The 19,434-nt window shown below is 47.3% G+C and carries 17 protein-coding genes; 15 read left to right on the top strand and 2 right to left on the bottom strand.

What is annotated here, in order from left to right:
- Positions 1-7 precede the first annotated feature (7 nt).
- The 4 genes from dsbD to C8R34_RS05615 all read left to right on the top strand — a co-directional run bounded on the left by dsbD (position 8) and on the right by C8R34_RS05615 (position 3,767).
- A complete protein-coding gene (dsbD, locus tag C8R34_RS05600; RefSeq protein WP_110338643.1) occupies positions 8-1,945 on the top strand; it encodes a protein-disulfide reductase DsbD in 1,938 nt (645 codons plus the stop codon).
- Positions 1,946-2,084: 139 nt separating this feature from the next.
- A complete protein-coding gene (locus C8R34_RS05605) occupies positions 2,085-2,675 on the top strand; it encodes a TlpA disulfide reductase family protein (RefSeq protein ID WP_258364372.1) in 591 nt (196 codons plus the stop codon).
- 276 nt (positions 2,676-2,951) lie between these two features.
- Positions 2,952-3,293, top strand: coding sequence for a BON domain-containing protein (locus C8R34_RS05610; protein WP_110338647.1), 342 nt, complete (start codon positions 2,952-2,954; stop codon positions 3,291-3,293).
- Between the two features lie 87 nt (positions 3,294-3,380).
- Positions 3,381-3,767 carry a DUF2784 domain-containing protein gene (locus C8R34_RS05615; protein ID WP_110338649.1) on the top strand — a complete coding sequence of 129 codons (387 nt, stop codon included), beginning with the start codon at positions 3,381-3,383 and terminating at the stop codon, positions 3,765-3,767.
- Here the strand turns inward: C8R34_RS05615 and ttcA are convergent.
- A complete protein-coding gene (ttcA, locus tag C8R34_RS05620) occupies positions 3,759-4,664 on the bottom strand; it encodes a tRNA 2-thiocytidine(32) synthetase TtcA (protein WP_110338651.1) in 906 nt (301 codons plus the stop codon). The two genes, C8R34_RS05615 and ttcA, sit on opposite strands and share 9 nt — an antisense overlap.
- 165 nt (positions 4,665-4,829) lie before the next feature.
- Here ttcA and C8R34_RS05625 point away from each other — a divergent pair, with 165 nt between their 5' ends.
- The 4 genes from C8R34_RS05625 (at position 4,830) to C8R34_RS05640 (ending at position 7,602) form a co-directional block, all read left to right on the top strand.
- On the top strand, positions 4,830-5,285 hold the full coding sequence (locus C8R34_RS05625; protein WP_110338653.1) for a cupredoxin domain-containing protein: 456 nt from the start codon (positions 4,830-4,832) through the stop codon (positions 5,283-5,285).
- Positions 5,282-5,818 (top strand): DUF411 domain-containing protein, encoded by a 537-nt coding sequence (locus tag C8R34_RS05630; RefSeq protein WP_110338655.1) that lies wholly within the window; start codon positions 5,282-5,284, stop codon positions 5,816-5,818. Before C8R34_RS05625 ends, C8R34_RS05630 begins: the two co-directional genes overlap by 4 nt.
- A gap of 13 nt (positions 5,819-5,831) precedes the next feature.
- Complete coding sequence (locus C8R34_RS05635) at positions 5,832-6,302, top strand: cytochrome c (protein WP_110338657.1); 471 nt, start codon at positions 5,832-5,834, stop codon at positions 6,300-6,302.
- A 64-nt stretch (positions 6,303-6,366) separates the two neighbouring features.
- Entirely contained in the window at positions 6,367-7,602 is a 1,236-nt protein-coding gene (locus C8R34_RS05640; RefSeq protein WP_110338659.1) for a multifunctional CCA addition/repair protein, read from the top strand.
- 34 nt (positions 7,603-7,636) lie between these two features.
- On the opposite strand, the gene C8R34_RS05645 is transcribed toward C8R34_RS05640, so the two are convergent.
- Positions 7,637-11,815 (bottom strand): EAL domain-containing protein, encoded by a 4,179-nt coding sequence (locus C8R34_RS05645; protein ID WP_110338661.1) that lies wholly within the window; start codon positions 11,813-11,815, stop codon positions 7,637-7,639.
- Between the two features lie 489 nt (positions 11,816-12,304).
- Here C8R34_RS05645 and C8R34_RS05650 point away from each other — a divergent pair, with 489 nt between their 5' ends.
- The 7 genes from C8R34_RS05650 to C8R34_RS05680 all read left to right on the top strand — a co-directional run bounded on the left by C8R34_RS05650 (position 12,305) and on the right by C8R34_RS05680 (position 19,321).
- Entirely contained in the window at positions 12,305-12,517 is a 213-nt protein-coding gene (locus C8R34_RS05650; RefSeq protein WP_110338663.1) for a YezD family protein, read from the top strand.
- Between the two features lie 141 nt (positions 12,518-12,658).
- Positions 12,659-14,344: an alginate export family protein gene (locus C8R34_RS05655; RefSeq protein WP_110338665.1), complete on the top strand. Its 1,686-nt coding sequence runs from the start codon at positions 12,659-12,661 to the stop codon at positions 14,342-14,344.
- 40 nt (positions 14,345-14,384) lie between these two features.
- Entirely contained in the window at positions 14,385-15,386 is a 1,002-nt protein-coding gene (locus C8R34_RS05660; RefSeq protein WP_110338667.1) for a sulfate ABC transporter substrate-binding protein, read from the top strand.
- Positions 15,387-15,427: 41 nt separating this feature from the next.
- Positions 15,428-15,772 carry a DUF2325 domain-containing protein gene (locus C8R34_RS05665; RefSeq protein ID WP_110338675.1) on the top strand — a complete coding sequence of 115 codons (345 nt, stop codon included), beginning with the start codon at positions 15,428-15,430 and terminating at the stop codon, positions 15,770-15,772.
- A 111-nt stretch (positions 15,773-15,883) separates the two neighbouring features.
- Entirely contained in the window at positions 15,884-16,717 is an 834-nt protein-coding gene (locus C8R34_RS05670) for an EAL domain-containing protein (RefSeq protein ID WP_110338677.1), read from the top strand.
- Between the two features lie 62 nt (positions 16,718-16,779).
- Positions 16,780-17,697 carry a family 2A encapsulin nanocompartment shell protein gene (locus C8R34_RS05675; RefSeq protein ID WP_110338679.1) on the top strand — a complete coding sequence of 306 codons (918 nt, stop codon included), beginning with the start codon at positions 16,780-16,782 and terminating at the stop codon, positions 17,695-17,697.
- Positions 17,684-19,321 (top strand): family 2A encapsulin nanocompartment cargo protein cysteine desulfurase, encoded by a 1,638-nt coding sequence (locus tag C8R34_RS05680; protein ID WP_110338681.1) that lies wholly within the window; start codon positions 17,684-17,686, stop codon positions 19,319-19,321. Before C8R34_RS05675 ends, C8R34_RS05680 begins: the two co-directional genes overlap by 14 nt.
- The last annotated feature ends 113 nt before the right edge of the window (positions 19,322-19,434 follow it).

A 19,434-nucleotide genomic window follows, 5' to 3' on the forward strand; every position in this document is an offset into this window, starting at 1 on the left:
AATACTGATGCGATTAATCCAATTTTTTTTACTGATTTTATGTTTGGCGAGTGCCAATGTTTCTGCACAAGAAAACGGATCCTTCAGCTTGTTCCAAAAACTGCAGGGACTGGGCATCAATCTGGGTCAAAGTAACCCGCAAGAGCTTTTGCCACCCGATGAGGCGTTCAAGATCTCGGTGGAAGTGCGTGACGGCAATACGCTGATTGCCAAATTGACGCCAGCAAAGGATTATTATCTTTATCGCGATAAAATTGCTTTTGAACCGCAACAAGCCGGTACGGTGATTGAAAAAGTAACGTTGCCGCCGGGCAAAATGAAGGAAGACCAAACATTTGGTCAGACGGAAGTGTATTACAGTCCGATTCAGGCCATCATTGCGTTAAAGCGCGAAAATTCCGCAAGCGAGCAGCCACTGACATTGACCGCCACTTACCAAGGTTGTAATGAGCCGGTTGGCGTGTGTTATGCGCCGATACATAAAGCCATCGATTTGACATTACCGACGGTGAAAGCGGCTATTGGCGCGGTTGCTGAAGCGGTGAGCGGCAAAGCGACTGCGGCGGGGATTGATGCGACGGCTGAATTGTTTCAGATGCCTTCCAAAGCACCGGTTATCGAAACTGAAGCGTACAAAATTGATCAGATGTTTCAAACTGGTGATTTCTGGCTGATTTTAACTGGATTTTTCGGTATTGGTTTGCTGCTCTCATTTACGCCGTGCGTGTTTCCGATGTTCCCGATTTTGTCGGGAATTATTGCCAATCGCGGTAAGCATGTGACCAAAGGTCATGGATTTATCCTGGCATTGGCGTATGTGCTAGGCATGGCGATCACATATGCCATTGCGGGTGTGGCTGCCGGGCTGTCGGGTGCGATGTTGTCGGCGGCACTGCAAAATGCGTGGGTATTGGGGTCATTTGCGGTAATCTTTGTGTTGCTGTCCTTTTCCATGTTTGGTTTTTACGAATTGCAATTACCCGGTGTATTGCAAACCAAATTATCGGAGGAAGCCGGGCATCTGAAAGGCGGGCATTTAACCGGTGTATTTGGCATGGGGGCATTATCGGCATTGATTGTCGGTCCGTGCGTTGCTGCGCCATTGGCGGGTGCGTTGTTGTACATTAGCCAAACCCGTGACGTGATCTTGGGCGGTTCTGCATTGTTTGTCATGGCGCTAGGCATGGGTGTGCCATTGCTGTTGTTAGGCACATCAGCAGGTGCATTACTGCCGAAAGCCGGCGCATGGATGGAATCAATCAAGCGGTTTTTTGGCGTATTGTTGCTGGGAGTGGCGATTTGGCTGATTTCTCCCGTCATCAACGAAGTGGTTCATATGTTGTTGTGGGCGGCATTGTTGATCATCTCCGCCATCTATCTGCATGCCATTGATCCATTGTCGGAACGGGCTTCAGGGTTGCAGAAATTTCTCAAAGGTATCGGTGTCATTGCATTGCTGGTTGGTATTGCTTTGCTGATTGGTGTTTTGTCCGGCAGTCGCGATGTGTTGCAGCCGCTGTCAAAAATCGGTTTGGCCAGTGTCAATAACGCTAATAATGGGGAAGCAATTACTTCTACTTATGAATCACTACCTTTTCAGCGTGTGAAAACCATTGCAGAATTGGATGAAACGATTCGGCAATCCAAAGATAAATACATCATGGTTAAGTTTTATGCGGACTGGTGTGTTTCTTGTAAAGAAATGGAGCGCTTCACGCTTTCCGATGCCAAAGTACAGTCCCGTTTAAAGGATGTTGTTCTGCTGCAGATTGATGTGACCGAGGGTACTCCTGATGATGCGGCTTTACTCAAGCGTTTTAAACTGTTTGGACCTCCCGGGATACTATTTATTGATCGTCAGGGTGATGATGTCCCTGATATCAAGGTTATTGGTTTTCTCAACAAAAACGATTTTCTGACCGTGCTGAATGCGGTGTTGATTTAACAGGCTGTTGAGAAACGTTTTAGAGCTTGTTTTTAATACCGTAGCGGCAACGCAGATTGTTTTTAAACGCCTGTTAGTGAGAGAAAGCTAAGCAGAAAAATGAATCATCTTACTACTCGTCGTTTCATTTAAAGGAATCATGATGGCAAAATTGAGACAACTATTGATATATGTAGCCTTAGCTGCTTTAGCTATTACCACGGGCTTTATGGTGCGAGCACAACTCATGGGCGGTTCGCAGTCCGTCCTGCCAGGTGATGCAATTCAGCAGGGTGCAAAAGCAATTCTCGCTGCCAATTTGCCGGATATTCAAGGAGAAAGTCAGGCTGTTTCGCAGTGGCTGGGAAACGTGATGGTGGTGAATTTCTGGGCCACTTGGTGTACGCCCTGCCGCGAGGAAATCCCAGAGTTCATTGAAGCGCAGAAAAAATTTCGCGATCAAGGATTGGTGTTTGTGGGAATTGCGATTGATCAAACCGACAAAGTAAAAATGTTTAGTCAGGAACTAGGCATCAATTATCCGGTATTGGTCGGTAGTTTTAATACCTGGTCGCTGTTAGAGGCGGCGGGAAATCGCCAGTCTGCGCTACCCTATACGGTGGTTATCAATCGATCCGGGGAGATTGTTGAAACCTATCTGGGTCGCGTCAATCTGAAGAAACTGGAAAAGCTGGTGGTGCCGCTGCTGAAAGACACTCCACAAGCCCAGTCACCACAGCAGGCCAGTTGATGACGCATGCAAGGCATGGCCAGCAAACATTGTTTCCGTCAGCAATAATCATGTAATATTGTTCGCAGGAATGGAATGCTTTGTACGCTAGCTTACACACGAGCTACTCTATCCTTACAATACCCCGCATTCTGATTTTTGCCGAGTACTTACCGGAGAATTCAATAAAGCCGTAAATTTCAGATTGAGTATCGTATTGAAGGTAGTAAAGCAAGCACCTTTAATCTAAATGTAATGAGGGTATTTTTTCCGTTAATTATTTAGGAGACCCTTATCATGACGCAATTGAATAGCCGTTTCATCGTATTCTTTTTAATGACTCAAATGGTTTTTTTCTCGGGTTGCGCATCGACATCCGAATCTAGGTATCAGGGAAGCAGTGAACAATTCGATGATATTGTCATTACCGCTAAGGTTCATGAAGCAATTCTCGATGAGCGATCTTTGAGACCCTACGAGATTAATGTCAGTACTATCAAAGGCGTCGTAGAGCTAAGCGGTATCGTCAATACCCGGGATGAGATGGAAAGAGCGGTCGCTATTGCACGCAGTATCAAGGGCATAGGATTAGTCAAGAATGACATACGGCTGCTGCAGAGGGTCGGCGATCATTATTAATGGCTTAACTGCAAATTGGGCAGGGACTTTGTGCTCTGCTCAATTTACCAGCGAATACGACAAGTCTCCGAACAATTAATTAATCATATGCTGTTAGCCGACCTGGTGCTGATCATTCACTTCTTGTATGTATTGTTCGTGGTTGGAAGCCTGCCCGTCATCTGGCTAGGTGCGTGGCTTAAGCTGCCATTTGTCAGAAACCGCTGGTTTCGTTATGCGCACCTTGCCGCTATTTTATTTGTCGTGGTCGAGTCTTTTCTGGGGGTCGTGTGCCCGTTGACTGCATGGGAAAATTCATTACGCCAAGCCGAAATGGATGGAAGTTTTATTCAGCGCTGGATACACGAAATCATGTTTTACAACGTGCCCGAGAGCGTATTGACGATAATGTATGTGCTGTTTGCCGGTTTGGTTGCAGTGACTTTCAAATGGGTACCGCCCAAGGCTGGCGAGAATCGTCGTTCATTATCCTGAAACCAGCGGATTGTCATCTCTTTCTTCGGCGGCAGGTATCAGCATTTCTTCGATGGTCGGTTCAAATGTTTCTTCATCAAATGCAGTGTCGCCATCGATAACAGGTTGCCCTTGTGCTTTCAAGTTAAAGAAATCGTAACGAGTTGCGTCGGCCAGATGCGACAGCTGAATGTTTTGTATAGCCCGAAACATGGTTTCCAATCGACCGGGAAATTTTTTGTCCCACTGCTGCATCATTTCTTTGATGGCTTGACGTTGCAGGTTTTTTTGCGATCCGCACAGGTTGCACGGAATAATTGGAAAATCCGCAATTTCGGCGTAAGCCGCCAAATCTTTTTCCTTGCAATAAGCCAGCGGCCGGATGACGATGTGTTTACCGTCGTCGCTGACTAGTTTGGGTGGCATGGCTTTCAGTTTCCCGCCATAAAACATATTCAAAAACAGGGTTTCAAGAATATCATCGCGGTGATGACCCAGCGCTACCTTGGTGGCTCCCAACTCACTGGCAACCCGATATAACACGCCCCGGCGCAACCGAGAGCACAGGCTGCACGTGGTTTTTCCTTCCGCAATGACACGTTTCACGACACTGTAAGTATCTTGTTCAACGATACGAAAAGGCATGTCGATTTTCGTCAAGTATTCAGGGAGTACTTGTTCAGGAAAGCCGGGCTGTTTTTGGTCCAGATTAACCGCCACCAATTCGAATTCCAATGGCGCGTGAGCCTGTAAATTGCGCAGAATATCCAGCAATGCATAGCTGTCCTTGCCACCGGACAAGCACACCATGATCCGATCACCGGCCTCAATCATGTTGAAGTCGGCAACGGCTGTTCCTACTTGCCGCCGTAAGCGCTTATGTAGCTTATTGGTATTGTATTGCTCTTTTTTCTGCATGATTTCTATAAGCGGGTAGGAGAGAAAATATTCATTGTGTAAATAGTGAGCTATATGGATCTTGTGGCAGAATATTAGACAAATGAAGTGGAACAATTTAGCATGATCAGATTCTAATGAGCGGACAGATAAATGGGTTCGAGAGTAATTTTTCAGGATAATCCTATGAACTATCGAATTATACCATTGCTAGCCTTGTTCTTGTTTTCAACCAATAGCTACTCAAGTGCAGGCTATTCCAGCAGAGAAATTGATATTGGCAGGCCGGGTGATTCAGACAAGGTGTCGCACACCATCAAATTGACCCAAGTGGATAATATGTTTTTGCCTGCTGAGATTAAGGTCAGTGAAGGCGAGACAGTCCGGTTAATTATTAAAAATGGCGGTAATAATAAACATGAAATGTTGATGGGTTCGATGGCGGAACTGAAAAAGGCTGCTAACACGCGGCGCAGGTTTCCGGAAAAGGATCACGCTGAAATACATTTAATGCAGCTTGAGCCTGGCGAGCAAAAAGAGTTAATCTGGCAATTTACCAGTGCAGGGGTTATTGATTTTGCCTGTCCGCTGCCTGGCCATTTTAAGAAGATGCGTGGAACAATCACTGTGGAGAAGAAATGAAAATACGAATAAATAACCTATTAGTCGGATCAATCATGACGGTTAGTCTATTGAGTGTTGTCTCACAAGCAGCTGCCACCGCGACGGTTGATGTTTATAAAAGCCCAACCTGCGGATGCTGTGATAAATGGGTTGATCATATGCGCGATAACGGTTTTACCGTAAAAACGCATGATGTCGGCAACAAAGAAATAAGAAAAAAATCCGGAATTTCAAATACACTGGGTTCATGCCATACCGCTTTGGTCAATGGTTATGCCATCGAAGGACATGTACCGGCAGCAGATATCATACGGCTACTGAAAGAAAAGCCCAAAGCAGTCGGTTTAGCTGTGCCTGACATGCCACACGGAACACCGGGTATGGAGGGTGCTCGGAGCGATCCTTATAACGTGCTTCTGATTAAGGAACGCGATGAAGAGCGCAAGGATACGACGATATATAATAGCTATGATCCTTATGCCAAAAAGGCAGAGCCATCACAACCGGCGCCTGAATCTGAGAAGAATACCTCAGTTATGCGCCTGAAGTGATTGTGGTTTTTTCATGACGAAATATTGTGTTGTGCTGCTGGGCATCGCTGCGCTGATGCTGGGCTGTGGTGATTCTGCACCGCTTCGTGCCTTGTCGGGGCAACCTCAAATCAATAGCAAAACGGGTTTGGTAGAGCGAAATTTTGACGCAGCGCAAATTGAACGCGGTGAAGCGGTTTATGTTGCGAATTGCGTCGGTTGTCATGGACCGAATGGCGCAGGCACGCCAGATTGGCGAAAACCGAATGCGGATGGCAAATATCCGCCACCGCCACTGGATGGCACAGCGCATGCCTGGCATCATTCGACGGAAGTTTTAAAGAAAACCATACTTAAAGGTACTCCCCCTGAGATTGGATCGATGCCGGCGTGGGAAGGAAAATTGACTGAACAGCAGGTGGATGATGTGATTGTCTGGATAAAATCCTTATGGCCGGATGAAGTTTATGATATCTGGGCCAAGAATTTTGAGAATAACCAATAGCCTTTAAGATTCTCCAAATCAGCATCATCGATCCATTAACTTTTGTAATACCTCAGCAAAAACATTGAAAACCTATCTGGTGGGCGGTTCCGTTCGCGATGAATTACTGGGACTTCCCGTAAAAGATCATGATTATGTTGTTGTGGGCGCCTCGCCGGAAGACATGGCACGACTCGGTTATCGTCCGGTTGGTAAGGATTTTCCGGTTTTTCTACACCCTCAAACCCATGAACAGTACGCGTTAGCGCGTACAGAACGGAAAGTTTCCCGCGGCTATAAAGGATTTGAAGTATTTGCTTCGCCTCAAGTCACCTTGCAGGAAGATTTGGCGCGGCGTGACTTGACCATCAATTCGATTGCCAAAGACGAAGTAGGCAATATCATCGATCCGTTTAACGGTGTTGCGGATCTGGAGGCCGGCATCCTGCGTCATGTCAGTCCTGCATTTTCCGAAGATCCTGTGCGTATCTTGAGGGCGGCACGCTTTGCGGCACGTTTCAGTTTCCATATGGCACCGGAAACACTGATGCTGATGAATGACATGGTGCATAACGGCGAAGTCGATGCGCTGGTACCGGAGCGTGTTTGGCAAGAACTTGCCAGAGGATTGATGGAAAATAATCCATCAAGAATGTTCTATATTCTGCGCGAGTGTGGTGCGCTGGCTCGGATCATGCCTGAGGTCGATGCGCTGTTTGGCGTTCCGCAACCTGCACACGCACATCCTGAAATCGATACCGGCGTGCATGTTATGTTGGCCATTGATTACGCCGCAGCGAAAAGCTATTCGCTGCCTGCGCGTTTTGCAACGCTGACGCACGATTTAGGCAAAGGTACAACTCCTCCCGAAGAGTGGCCGCGCCACATCGGTCATGAAGCACGCAGTGTCCGGTTGACGCAGGATTTATGCGAGCGCATCAAAATTCCCAAAGACTGCCGCGATCTTGCGTTACTGGTTGCCCGCTATCACGGCGATGTGCATCGGGCTGGAGAACTGAAACCTTCCACCATGGCAAATATGCTGCAAGTGGTCGATGCTTATCGCAAACCACAAAGATTCGAAGAATTCTTGCAAGCCTGCGCCTGTGATTTTCATGGACGACCAGGCTATGCGGCCAAGCCGTATCCTCAAGCGGAGCGATTACAAAAAGCATTTGCCGCAGCTAAGCGCGTCGATGCGGGTGCAATTGCGGCTGAACTGAGCCGGAAGTTGGATGCAGCAGAATTACCCGGCGCGATCAATGCCAAAGTGTGTGAAGCACGTATCGCCAGAATAAAAGCTGAATTAACAGACTACTAACCAAGAGGAGTTGCATGGTATCGATTACTCTATTTCAGGATTTACCGGGGACCTCTGCGGTTGGACACCCGAAGTAATAACCTTGAGCAAGCTCGATGCCCAGGCTTTTTACCATATCCAATGTTGCCGCATCTTCAACGAATTCCGCCACGGCTATTTTGCCAAGTCCGCGAGCGACTTCTGCCATGGCTTTGACAAAAATCTGATTGTCCCGATTATTAGGGAGGTCACGAATGAATAATCCATCGATCTTGAGAATCTCGACGCCCAAGTATTTCAGATAACCAAAAGTTGAAAATCCGCTGCCAAAATCATCCAAGCAAACACGGCAACCGGTTTGATGAACGGCCTCGATAAAACGCTGGGCATCTTGGATATCGGATACCGCCGCTGTTTCAGTTAATTCGATAATGAGACGACCCGGATCTACATTCAGCTCATTCAGCAGGCTGCGGATATAGTGCGGAATAGCTGGATCATCAAATGTGCGTCCAGAAATATTAATCGCAACCGGCGGCATATCCGGATTTTGATGAAGTAATTCGATACTGCGCTTGATTACCCACCGATCGATGTTGACGATTTGCCCGTTTTTCTCCGCAATCGGTATGAATTGTCCCGGCATGATCAAATTATCCGGCTCATTCGGATTCTGCATCCTGACGAGTACTTCCAAATGAGACAAGGTGTTGCGCGCAGTTTCGTAGATGCCCTGGAAATGGATTTCAAAAAGATCCTGCTCCAGTGCCTGGGCGATTCGATTGTACCAAGTCATCCGGTGCATCATAATTTCGGAAGAGTCGCGCGCAGGATCGTAGATTGTCCAGGTGTTCTTGCCTTGATTCTTGGCTTGATACATAGCGGCATCGGCATGGGCAACCAAATCTTCTGCTGTTTCGCCATGCTGAGGAAAAATGGCGATGCCGACGCTGGTAGTCAAACGAATGTTCGTGCCACGGAAACGTAACGGGATAGCTGCAATAGATGCCACAATACGGGCAGGTAATATACTAATATCATCATGGGGTTGTATTAGACTCAAAATGGCGAACTCATCTCCCCCCAGCCGCGCAAATACTTCGATATGGCGAACAATAGTGGAAATTTCTCCGGCAGTACGGATCAATACCGTATCGCCGGCTTTGTGTCCAAACGTATCGTTGATGTATTTGAAATCATCCAAATCAAAGTAGAGCAGTGCAAATTGATGATGGCTACGTAGCGACGTTGCAATCATCAGATTGAGTTCTTCCTGAAAACGGTGGCGGTTATACAGTCCGGTCAATGGATCGTGTTCAGCGAGATGAAGGAGCTGCTGAGCGGTTTGGCGTTCCTGTGTAATATCTTCATAGATCCAGAGCCGCCCGATCACTCGGCCTTCGATGTCGTTGACGGGATAAGATAGCTGGGTCAGTATCCGTCCGTCATTCAATTCAAGCTCAAGCCGCTCACTAGTCTCATGTGTATCCAATGCGTTGAGCACGTGTTGGGAAGCGTGTGTCGGTTGCGTAAAATGCTTGGTAGAACGCTCGAGTACAGCTTTTGTCGGTTCGTTCAGTAGACTGTCATGCGTGCTGATACTCCACATGTGTAGAAATGCCGGATTGACATATTCTACCCGTTGCTGATTATCTTCGAATAAAATGCCAATACTCATGGCTGACAATAATGCACCCATACGACTTTGTTCCTGCTCCGCGAGTGTGCGCAGCTCGCGTTGATATTTCTCCGACATGCGTAATTCTTCTAAGGTTAAGCTTAATTCATTCTCGGTCTGTCTCTGATGTGTAATATCCAGCATAACACCTTGCAGCAACCTGGGTTTGCCGTCCGCGTCCTTCAGCCACGCTGCATCATCCCGAACCCAGGCAATGTCGCCATCTTTTTTATAGATACGGTATTCTGAGTAATAAGGCGCTCCAGTTATCAGACTGACTGACAAACTGGACATAATGCGCTGCCGATCATCAGGATGTATTTGATTAATCCAGAATTGTGGCTTATCAAGCCATTCTTCTACTGTAAAACCTAGTTGTGATTCGATTTGCGGACTCACATAAACTGTCTGGATATCCGCAGAATTGATGGCAATCGTGTAAGTGACTGCTGGGATTTGTTCGACCAGTGTTCGGTATTTCGATTCGATACTCACACGATCAGTAATATCACGCGCATACCCCACGATACCAATGATTTCGCTGCTGTTGCCATTCCGTAACGGCAACTTGATAGTATCGAACCAGCGTAATTGTCCATTTGCCAATGTTACTGGATCAGTAGAGTTATGTATTTTCTCACCGGCGAGTGCAGCGTTGTCATCCGCATGAAATCCTCGGATATTTTGCGCCACATCGCCATAACATAGATATTCTGCCCAGAAATCAGTGTCCGGCCTGCCCAGCATTGCAGCTGGCTTCAGTCCTTGGCTGTCTGCAAAGGCCTGGTTTACCAATACAAAACGGTGCTGCTCATCTTTTACAAAAATCCAGTCGGGAGTGGCATCGATTACGGTGCGCAATAGATTTTTAGCTTGACTGATTTCTGCTTCTGCTTGTTTGTGATCACTGATGTCCTCCACTGTACCAAGTGCTTCAACGAGCTTGCCGACATTATTGACTGTAATCTCGGCGCGTTCTCTGATCCACTTTATTTGTCCTCTCACATTGATGCGATGTTCGATGTCATAGGTTGCTCCTTTTAAAGCCGCTTGCCAGGCCAAGTTAACCCGCTCGCGATCCTCCGGAATGACGCACGCCAGAAAACTTTGATAGGTAAACGGCGTGTTGTCTTCAATACCAAAAATTTGAAAAGCTTCTTTAGACCAAGTCAGCTCATCGGTTTTTAAGTCAAAGTGCCAACTGCCAAGCTTGGCGAGCGCTTGCGCACGCAGCAGCGCTTCTCCGTTTTGTTGCAGGATAAGTTCCTTGGTTTTGCGATCACTGATGTCGGTGTGTGTACCCAACATTCGGGACGGCCGACCTTGATGATCCCATTCAATGACTTTACCTAAGGAAAGTATCCATTTCCATTCGCCCTGTTGAGTGAGCTGCCGGAATTCCACCTGATAGTTTTTGCGTAACCCGGTAATATAATCATTGTAAATCTGATAAACAGGATCACGATCTTCGGGATGCATGCGGTCAAGCCAACTGATATTGGTTTCTACAAAAGATTGTGGATCATAGCCCAGCATGAGTGCGTATTCGGGACTTACTATCACCTCTCCTGTCTGTATATTGAGATCAAAAAGGCCTTGGTTTGCCGCCGCCAGGGCCAAGCGTAGGCGGGATTCACTGTCACGCAAATTTTGCTCAATTTGACGTCGGTTGGCCTGGACACCGATCAACATGAAAGCAATCAAGGTTGTGGTTGCTACAAAAATGCACAAAATCAATTGATCGAGCTGGGGGTTTCCTTTGGCAAAAGGGCCAAAACCGTGCGCGGTTCCAATGACAGCAACCGAAACGATTGCCAAGACTGCGATAAAAGTTTCTAGCGAGCTAAGACGTAGACCTGCCCATATCAAGGGGGGAAGCACCATGAAAGCTAGCGATAACTTGAGCAGACCGGCTACCGGAGCGCCTCCGAATATTAACCACGCTAAAGAGATACAGCTCCCCATGACTAAAATAAACTCCAACCTGGCGAGCGAAAGCTGGAATATGGCGGTCATTTGGTGGGTTGTACAGAACAGCAGCAGCGGAGTAAAAACCAAAACGCCAACCGTGTCGCCCAGCCACCAACCTAGCCAAGCTTGAGTTGCTAGATCAGCTGGGAGGTTTCCACCTGTATGCAGCGCATAAATACCAATACTTGCGGTTAAAATCATGCTGCTTGGCCCGATCAGCAAGAAAGAGATCACATCGTATGCGCGTACGAAGCTGTTTTGAAATCCCATGGTTCGTTTGAGCAGCAAAGCACCTACTATCGGACCGATGGTATTACCGAAAGCGATTTCTATGGCAGCAAGCAGGCTAAGATCGCCGATAGTCAGGTTTATGGCAAATGCACCCAGAAATATACCGGGCCAGCACGATAGTCTCCACACTAAAAGTGCCGCTAAGGCGATACCGGAAGATGGCCAGAACAGAGTGATGTTGGAGTTTACGTAAGGTATGCTTAACCCAAGTTTTCCCCCCACAAAATAAGCTGCGGCTAACAATAAGATGCGTGTAATGAGAACGACCGGTAATTTTTCTAAGCGTTGTTTCATATAAAACCAAGGATTGCTGATCCCGTTAATTCTAGCACTGCATCAGAATCAGGTATGGAAAGCAATTGGAGTATTTTATTGTTTCCCTTACTTTTTTAATAAAATAACAACAGTCTATTGATGTCATTTGTTCTTCGATCCTTCGATCCTTCGGGACAGCCGGTTTTGTAGTTTTTTGCGTTCCCGGAAAGCGAAAAAGATCTACACGATCGTTTAACCCGTACATATGCGCTACTTCCCTGCCGCTACGGTATCAAAAACAGGCTCAGAATGCTTATTTTTTACGCATAAACTGCGCTTTCTCGCCCGTTTTTGCCGGGCATCGGTTGCTTCAAAAACGTTTCTCAACGAGCTGTTAATGAATAAGCATTAAAAAACAACATATATAACATATAAGAATAACATTCTAACTAAACAGTATTTTTGTTTATATAAAAACACTGCTACTGTTCGCTCCCGTTGATATTGTTTACCAACAAGGTGATGTAAATGAATACCGATGTAGAAGCAAAAATTGTTAAAGAGAACTCTAAACGGGTGTCTGTAGACGTTGCGCAGGAAATTCTGCGCGCTGTTGACGGTATTGAATATGGATCAGTCGAAATCGTCATACACGATGGCAAAGTTGTACAAATAGAGTGCCGGGAAAAAATTCGCATGAATCAAAACGGATCCTCCGGACGTAAGGCATCGAAAGCATAGCGTAATCTATTTTAGATTTGATGAATCAAGATCAACGGATCCATCTGGCAACATAACGCCCACCCATAACATAGGCGGTGAAATAGCAAAAAATATCAGTGGCTCAACCGGATTTCCGGAGGGTTTACTTAGGAGAGTGAAGTGAAGTTTCTTTGGTTTTTTTTACACATTGCGGCATTGAGCGGACTGACAGTCAGTTCCACTAAAGCATCATCCGATCATAAAACATCGGTGGATTTTCAAGCGATGCAACGGAATATCATGCAGGTTGCACAGCAGATGATCGCTGTTGACACTGGCAAGTCAATCGACAAATCGCTAGATCAGGCTAAACCGCAAGCGCCAGGACAATCATTGCCTGCCATTGTGCCGGAAGCAAAGGCGCCGGCAGTGAGCAATCAAGGGACCAGTTATCATCGCCGCTCCAACAGTTATGCCACCAACCCGGACTCCGATCCGCCACGGTATGTGCGCCGGTTAAGTGATATCGGTGTCGAGGCATTTAAAGATGTTACCTGGTTGGATATCGGCTTTGAGCATCGTACGCGTTATGAGATGCGCCATGATGACATACGGCGCATTGAGGGTGGAACAGATAATCCCTTCTTTTTACGCAATCGTGCATGGATCGGGATACGGGATATCCTGGATCCATTCCGCTTCGGGGTCGAATTCCAGGATTCCAGAGTGTACAACAATAAGCATGCGATTACGGATCAGGAAAGGAATGAATATGATCTGCTCAACGCCTATGGTGAATTGTATTTCAAAAGAGGACTCGGTGTCGATGACCGGAATCAGGATCGTCCAATTCGATTCCGTGTAGGCCGCATGGCGTACGAAGCGACGGATCGGCGTTTTGTCGCGCGCAATGAATGGCGCAATACCACCAATACATTTGAAGGATTTCGCCTGAATCTGGGTCGTGAAGCCAATGATTGGGAACTCGATCTGTTCGGCATGCAGCCGGTCAGGCGCCTGCAAACCAGATTTGATGAGGCTAACGACAATCTGTGGTTCTTTGGTGCGATCGGCTCGTGGCGCAAATGGTCTGACGTCGTCACCATACAACCTTATTACATGGGCCAGAAGCAGCAAGGTGATCCAAATGGATTTACCAACACCAATAAGTTGGATCGGGAGATTCATATGCCAGGGTTCCGCGCTTACGGCAAAGTCAGTAATTATTTTGATTTTGACGTCAGCTACAACCATCAGCTCGGTTATAGCGGACCTTTGCGGCAGGATGCGCAAGGCTATACCATCGAAGTAGGACGGAATTTTGACTACGCCTGGAAACCCAGGATCGGCCTTTTCTACGGTTACGCCAGCGGTGACAAGGATCCTAATGACGGCGTCGACAATCGCTTTGATCGCTTCTTTGGATTCGCACGGCCTTGGTCAGCGGATCACTATGTGGTTTACGAGAACTTGAAAGCGCCGAAAATCAGGTTTGAACTCAGCCCAACCCAGAAACTGGGATTTGAACTCGGCTATGGTGCGTATTTCCTGGCCAGCAGCACCGACCGCATGTTCGATATTCTCGACGGTAACATCAGTAATACCGTCAAGGATCCCGGATTCAACCGCGACCGGACCGGGCAAAGTGGTGATTTCGGTGGCCACGCATTTGAAGGACGCATACGCTATCAGGTTACCTCAAGAATCAGCACTACTTTAGGCTATACCCATTTTACCGCGGGTGAATTCGTAAAAAACCGCATTGCAGCGAATTCCTGCGCTACCCGTCACTCGCACCCTTGCGTCGATCAACGTTCAGGCGATACTGACTTTCTATACTTTGAAGTACTCATCAGTCTCTTATAAAGCATCTTAAATTTCTATTATTTCTATTGGAGGAAAAATCATGAACATTAAAACATGGCTGACAACAAGTTTTCTGACTGCAAGTCTCGTGATCAGTGGCAGCGTATTGGCGCAAAAAACATTACTCAATGTTTCCTACGATCCAACGCGGGAGTTATATCAGGAATTTAATACGGCTTTTGCCAAGTATTGGCAGGAAAAATCCAAAGAAACCGTCACCGTCAAGCAATCGCATGGCGGTTCCGGTAAGCAGGCACGTTCCGTCATTGATGGTTTGGAAGCCGATGTTGTAACGTTAGCTTTGGCCAACGATATCAATGCCATTGCAGAGAAAGCCAAATTACTCCCAGAAGATTGGCAGAAGCGACTGGCACTCAACAGTACGCCGTATACCTCGACGATCATTTTCCTGGTGCGCAAAGGCAATCCCAAAGGTATTAAAGATTGGGACGATTTGGCGCGTTCCGGGGTGTCCGTGATTACACCGAATCCGAAAACCTCCGGCGGTGCTCAATGGAATTATCTAGCGGCATGGGAGTTCGGCAAGCAGCGTTATGGTGAAGACAAGGCGCAAGGGTTTGTCAGAGATCTCTACAAAAATGTACCTGTTCTCGATTCCGGCGCACGCGGTTCAACCACAACATTTGTAGAGCGTGGCGTGGGCGATGTGTTGATCTCCTGGGAGAACGAAGCCTTTCTAGCCATCAAGGAATATGGCGCGGATAAATTTGAAATCATCATACCGTCACTGAGTATTCTTGCAGAGCCACCGGTCGCGGTCGTCGATAAAGTGGTCGACAAAAGAGGCACACGCCAGGTTGCTGAAGCCTATCTTCAGTACTTGTATTCCGAAGCAGGGCAGGAGATTGCTGCCAAGCATTTTTATCGCCCTACTGATGCGAAAGTTGCTGAAAAATATGCCAGCAAGTTTCCACAGGTCGAGTTATTCAAAATCGGTGATGCTTTTGGTGGTTGGAAGAATGCGCACAAAATCCACTTCGCGGATGGTGGCACATTTGATCAGATTTACCTGAAGCAATAAATGACACGGTGTAGCGCGCTACACCCTATAAAGGATTGAATATGACTGTTCTAATTGTCGGTGGGGATTATGTGACATCGTTCAAGCATCTCATTTCTACTCAGCGCCATGCGCGTATTGAGCATTGGAGTGGTCGCAAGAAAGGATGGAACAAACGTTCATTTCCAAACGAAACACAGCTGGTTGTCGTTATTTGCGACTACGTCAATCATAGCCTGGCCAATGCAGTGAAGGAAAAAGCGAGTCGTAGCGGTATTCCGTTAGTGTATTGCCATCGCTCGGTCAATGAACTGAAGTGCAAGTTACGGAATATCGATCAAACAGATCAGGATTGTTGTTGTAAAAATTTTTGTGGAAGCAAGGATCAATTTCAGAGATTTCACTGATCGATCCGATCGGCAACAGCCAAGAACCAAGAGCAAGACAGCAAAGTGGTTTCAGAACAATTTGGCTTGCTGTCTGTGGCTAGTATCATAAATTTATGCAGGGATTATTCCATGAATGCATTAGCAAACAATACGTTTACTGTCAGGGATGAATTTGAGCTCATCCAATCAGCTACCGACTATTCTTTGAAGCGCGCTGACAATGGCTGGATCAGTGGACATTTTTATCATTGCGAGTTGACGAGCGTTTTTCAGCCCGTTTTTAGTATCGAGCAAGGCAAAACCATTGGCCATGCAGCGTATATCCGCTCCAAATCCAATAATGATGTTGCGCTTTGGCCGTGGCAGGTTTTCTCGTTGGCATCAAAAGATGATCAACTGGTTGATCTGGACCGCTTATGCCGGGCAATTCACGCACTGAATTATTATTTTAATAATATTTCCAAATCGGACAACTTGTTTGTCGAAGTTCATCCGCGTCTTCTGGAAAGTGTTAAAGACGATCACGGTCGTGCATTTGAAAATTTTCTCGATTTGATCGGTGTGAAAACGTCGCGAATAGTCATTGAGATCCCGGCCATCGTCAATCGCAACTGGAAACTGCTGCAGCATGTCATTACCAATTACCGTTCTCGCGGTTATCAAATCGCTGCGAATTACAGCGGTGATCGTAGTGATTGGATGGCGGAATTGGGGAGTTTGTACCCGAACATTGTGCGCATTGAAGCGGGCGATCTGATACGACATGAAACCATCACGCCACTGGTAGAAACCATACACGGCTTTGGCGCAAAGCTGTTGGTGCGGGACATTGAAACATCCGCGCAATTAGCGATTGCCGTACGAGCTAATGCAGACTATCTGCAAGGAAACTTACTCAGAGAACCGGCACATGCAGTTGAAGTGATTGATCGTTTACCTGTTTCTGGAGCAGTCAATCCATAAAAGAACAAATACAAGTATCACATTATGAATGTGTTTATATTTAATAAGACAAGGAGAATAGAATGACTGATATTCATCAGGCACATACTGCACTAGGCGACGTAGCGGCTCGAACGCTTGCCAATGCCACCAAGACAGTACCTATGATGGGAACCATCACGCCGCGTTGGCTGACCCACATGCTGCAATGGGTGCCGGTCGAGGCGGGTATTTACCGTGTCAATAAAGTGAAAGATCCTGATCAGGTTGAGGTGGATTGCTCTGCCAAGGATGAGCGCGAATTGCCCGCTACATTTGTGGATTACGAAGAATGGGGCAGGGAGTATGTATTGAACGCGGTGAATACGGTATTGGATGTGCATACCCGCGTTTCAGATCTTTACAGCAGTCCGCACAACCAGATTCGTGAACAGCTTCGTTTGACCATAGAAACCATAAAAGAACGCCAGGAAAGCGAGCTGATTAACAACAAAGAATATGGTTTGCTGAATAATATCGCTAAATCGATGAAAGTAAAGCCGCGTACAGGTGCCCCGACACCCGATGATCTCGATGAACTAATCGCGCGTGTCTGGAAAGAACCCGCTTTCTTTCTGGCACATCCGCTGGCGATTGCTGCATTTGGCCGCGAGTGCACACGCCGTGGTGTGCCTCCTCCAACCGCAACGCTGTTTGGCTCACAGTTCTTGACCTGGCGTGGAATTCCACTGATTTCTTGCGACAAACTCCGCGTCACAGGCGGCAAGACCAATGTTCTTTTATTACGCACCGGTGAAAGCCGTCAAGGTGTGGTCGGATTATATCAACCCGATTTACCGGGCCAACAGGGTATGGGCTTATCGGTACGCTTCATGGGCATCAATCACAAAGCGATTGCTTCCTATCTGGTCTCTCTCTATTGCTCGCTGGCAGTATTGACCGAAGATGCACTCGGCGTACTCGAAAATGTCGAGGTGGGTAAATATCATGAGTACAAGTAATCTCGATAATCTGACAGGTGAAGGCGTGAACTCGGCATCCGGTTACCTGCCGGATGTTGAGCTGTTGACGCGCATAGTCAACGAGATGTTCTCTGCTTCGCCGAATACGGTAACAGCCACTGATGTGTCATTTCCGGCGACAACTGAACCAAAACTCGATATTCCGACGTTTGCCGCGGATCATTTCGGTGCGAAAAATTCTTTTTCCGTTCCACCTTCAGTTATCCCGTTACCGTTTGAAGATGAATTACGTGCCCTATTTGTACCGGTGCAGAGCGCCGTACCCGTAGATGCTGGCACACTCACTCATCCAGCCCGGGGATCTTCATTCTATTTTCTTGATGAAATAACATCACCGGATCGCACCGGACAGGGAGTGGAGTTTGCTTCTGCGCATCCGCCTTTCGATGTTAATGCCATCAAGCGTGATTTCCCGATTCTAAAAGAACTTGTGAAAGGTCGTCCCTTGATCTGGTTGGATAATGCCGCCACAACGCAGAAGCCACAGGCCGTCATAAATCGCCTCAGCTACTTCTATCAACACGAGAACTCCAACATTCATCGTGCCGCCCATGAGTTGGCGGCACGTGCCACTGATGCTTATGAGGAATCGCGAGAAAAAGTACGCAGTTTTCTGAATGCGCCATCCGCTAACGAAATTATCTTTGTTCGTGGTACTACCGAAGGTATCAATCTGGTTGCTCAAAGCTGGGGACGGCAAAACATCGTTGAAGGAGACGAAATCGTTATCACCTGGCTGGAACATCACGCCAATATCGTGCCTTGGCAGCAATTGTGCACCGAAAAAGGAGCTCAATTGCGGGTGGCGCCGGTGGACGATAACGGGCAAATATTGCTGGAGGAATACCAGAAACTGCTCGGCTCGCGTACCAAGCTGGTTGCATTCTCGCAAGTATCGAATGCACTGGGCACCATTACACCGGCTCGTCAAATGATAGAAATGGCACATCGAGTCGGTGCGCGTGTCTTGGTGGATGGTGCGCAATCCGTTTCACATATGCGAGTTGATGTGCAACAACTCGATTGCGATTGGTTTGTTTTTTCCGGTCACAAGGTATTCGGTCCGACCGGAATCGGTGCGCTATTTGGCAAAGCTGAGTTGCTGGATGCCATGCCGCCTTGGCAAGGCGGTGGCAATATGATCCAGGATGTTACGTTCGAGAAAACCACTTACCATGGTGCGCCTGCCCGCTTTGAAGCCGGGACAGGCAATATTGCCGATGCCGTCGGCCTGGGTGCCGCGATTGATTATGTAGAGCGTATCGGCATTGATAACATCAGTCGCTATGAGCATCAATTGATGGCTTATGCGACGCGCGGCCTCAGCACAGTTCCTGGTTTGCGACTTATTGGTACTGCAGCGGAAAAAGCCGGGGTACTGTCTTTTACATTAAAGGGATTTACTTCCGAAGCAGTGGGTGAAGCATTGAATCGTGAAGGCATTGCGGTGCGTTCCGGTCACCACTGCGCACAGCCTATCTTGCGTCGCTTTGACGTGGAGGCCACAGTCCGTCCGTCACTGGCGCTATACAACACATGCGCGGATATTGACGCGCTAGTCACTGCATTACACCGTATCCAAGGTGGGCGCGGTAACTTTTGATATCCGGAGAAGAAAATATGCGTTCTACAAAAAACTGCCATCGGTTAATGAATCGAAGGTCATTGTATTTCGTGCGAATTAGTTTCCAGCCGTCGATTTGTGAATCTAAATCA

This window comes from Nitrosomonas sp. Nm84 (genome assembly GCF_003201565.1).
Taxonomy (GTDB): Bacteria; Pseudomonadota; Gammaproteobacteria; order Burkholderiales; family Nitrosomonadaceae; genus Nitrosomonas.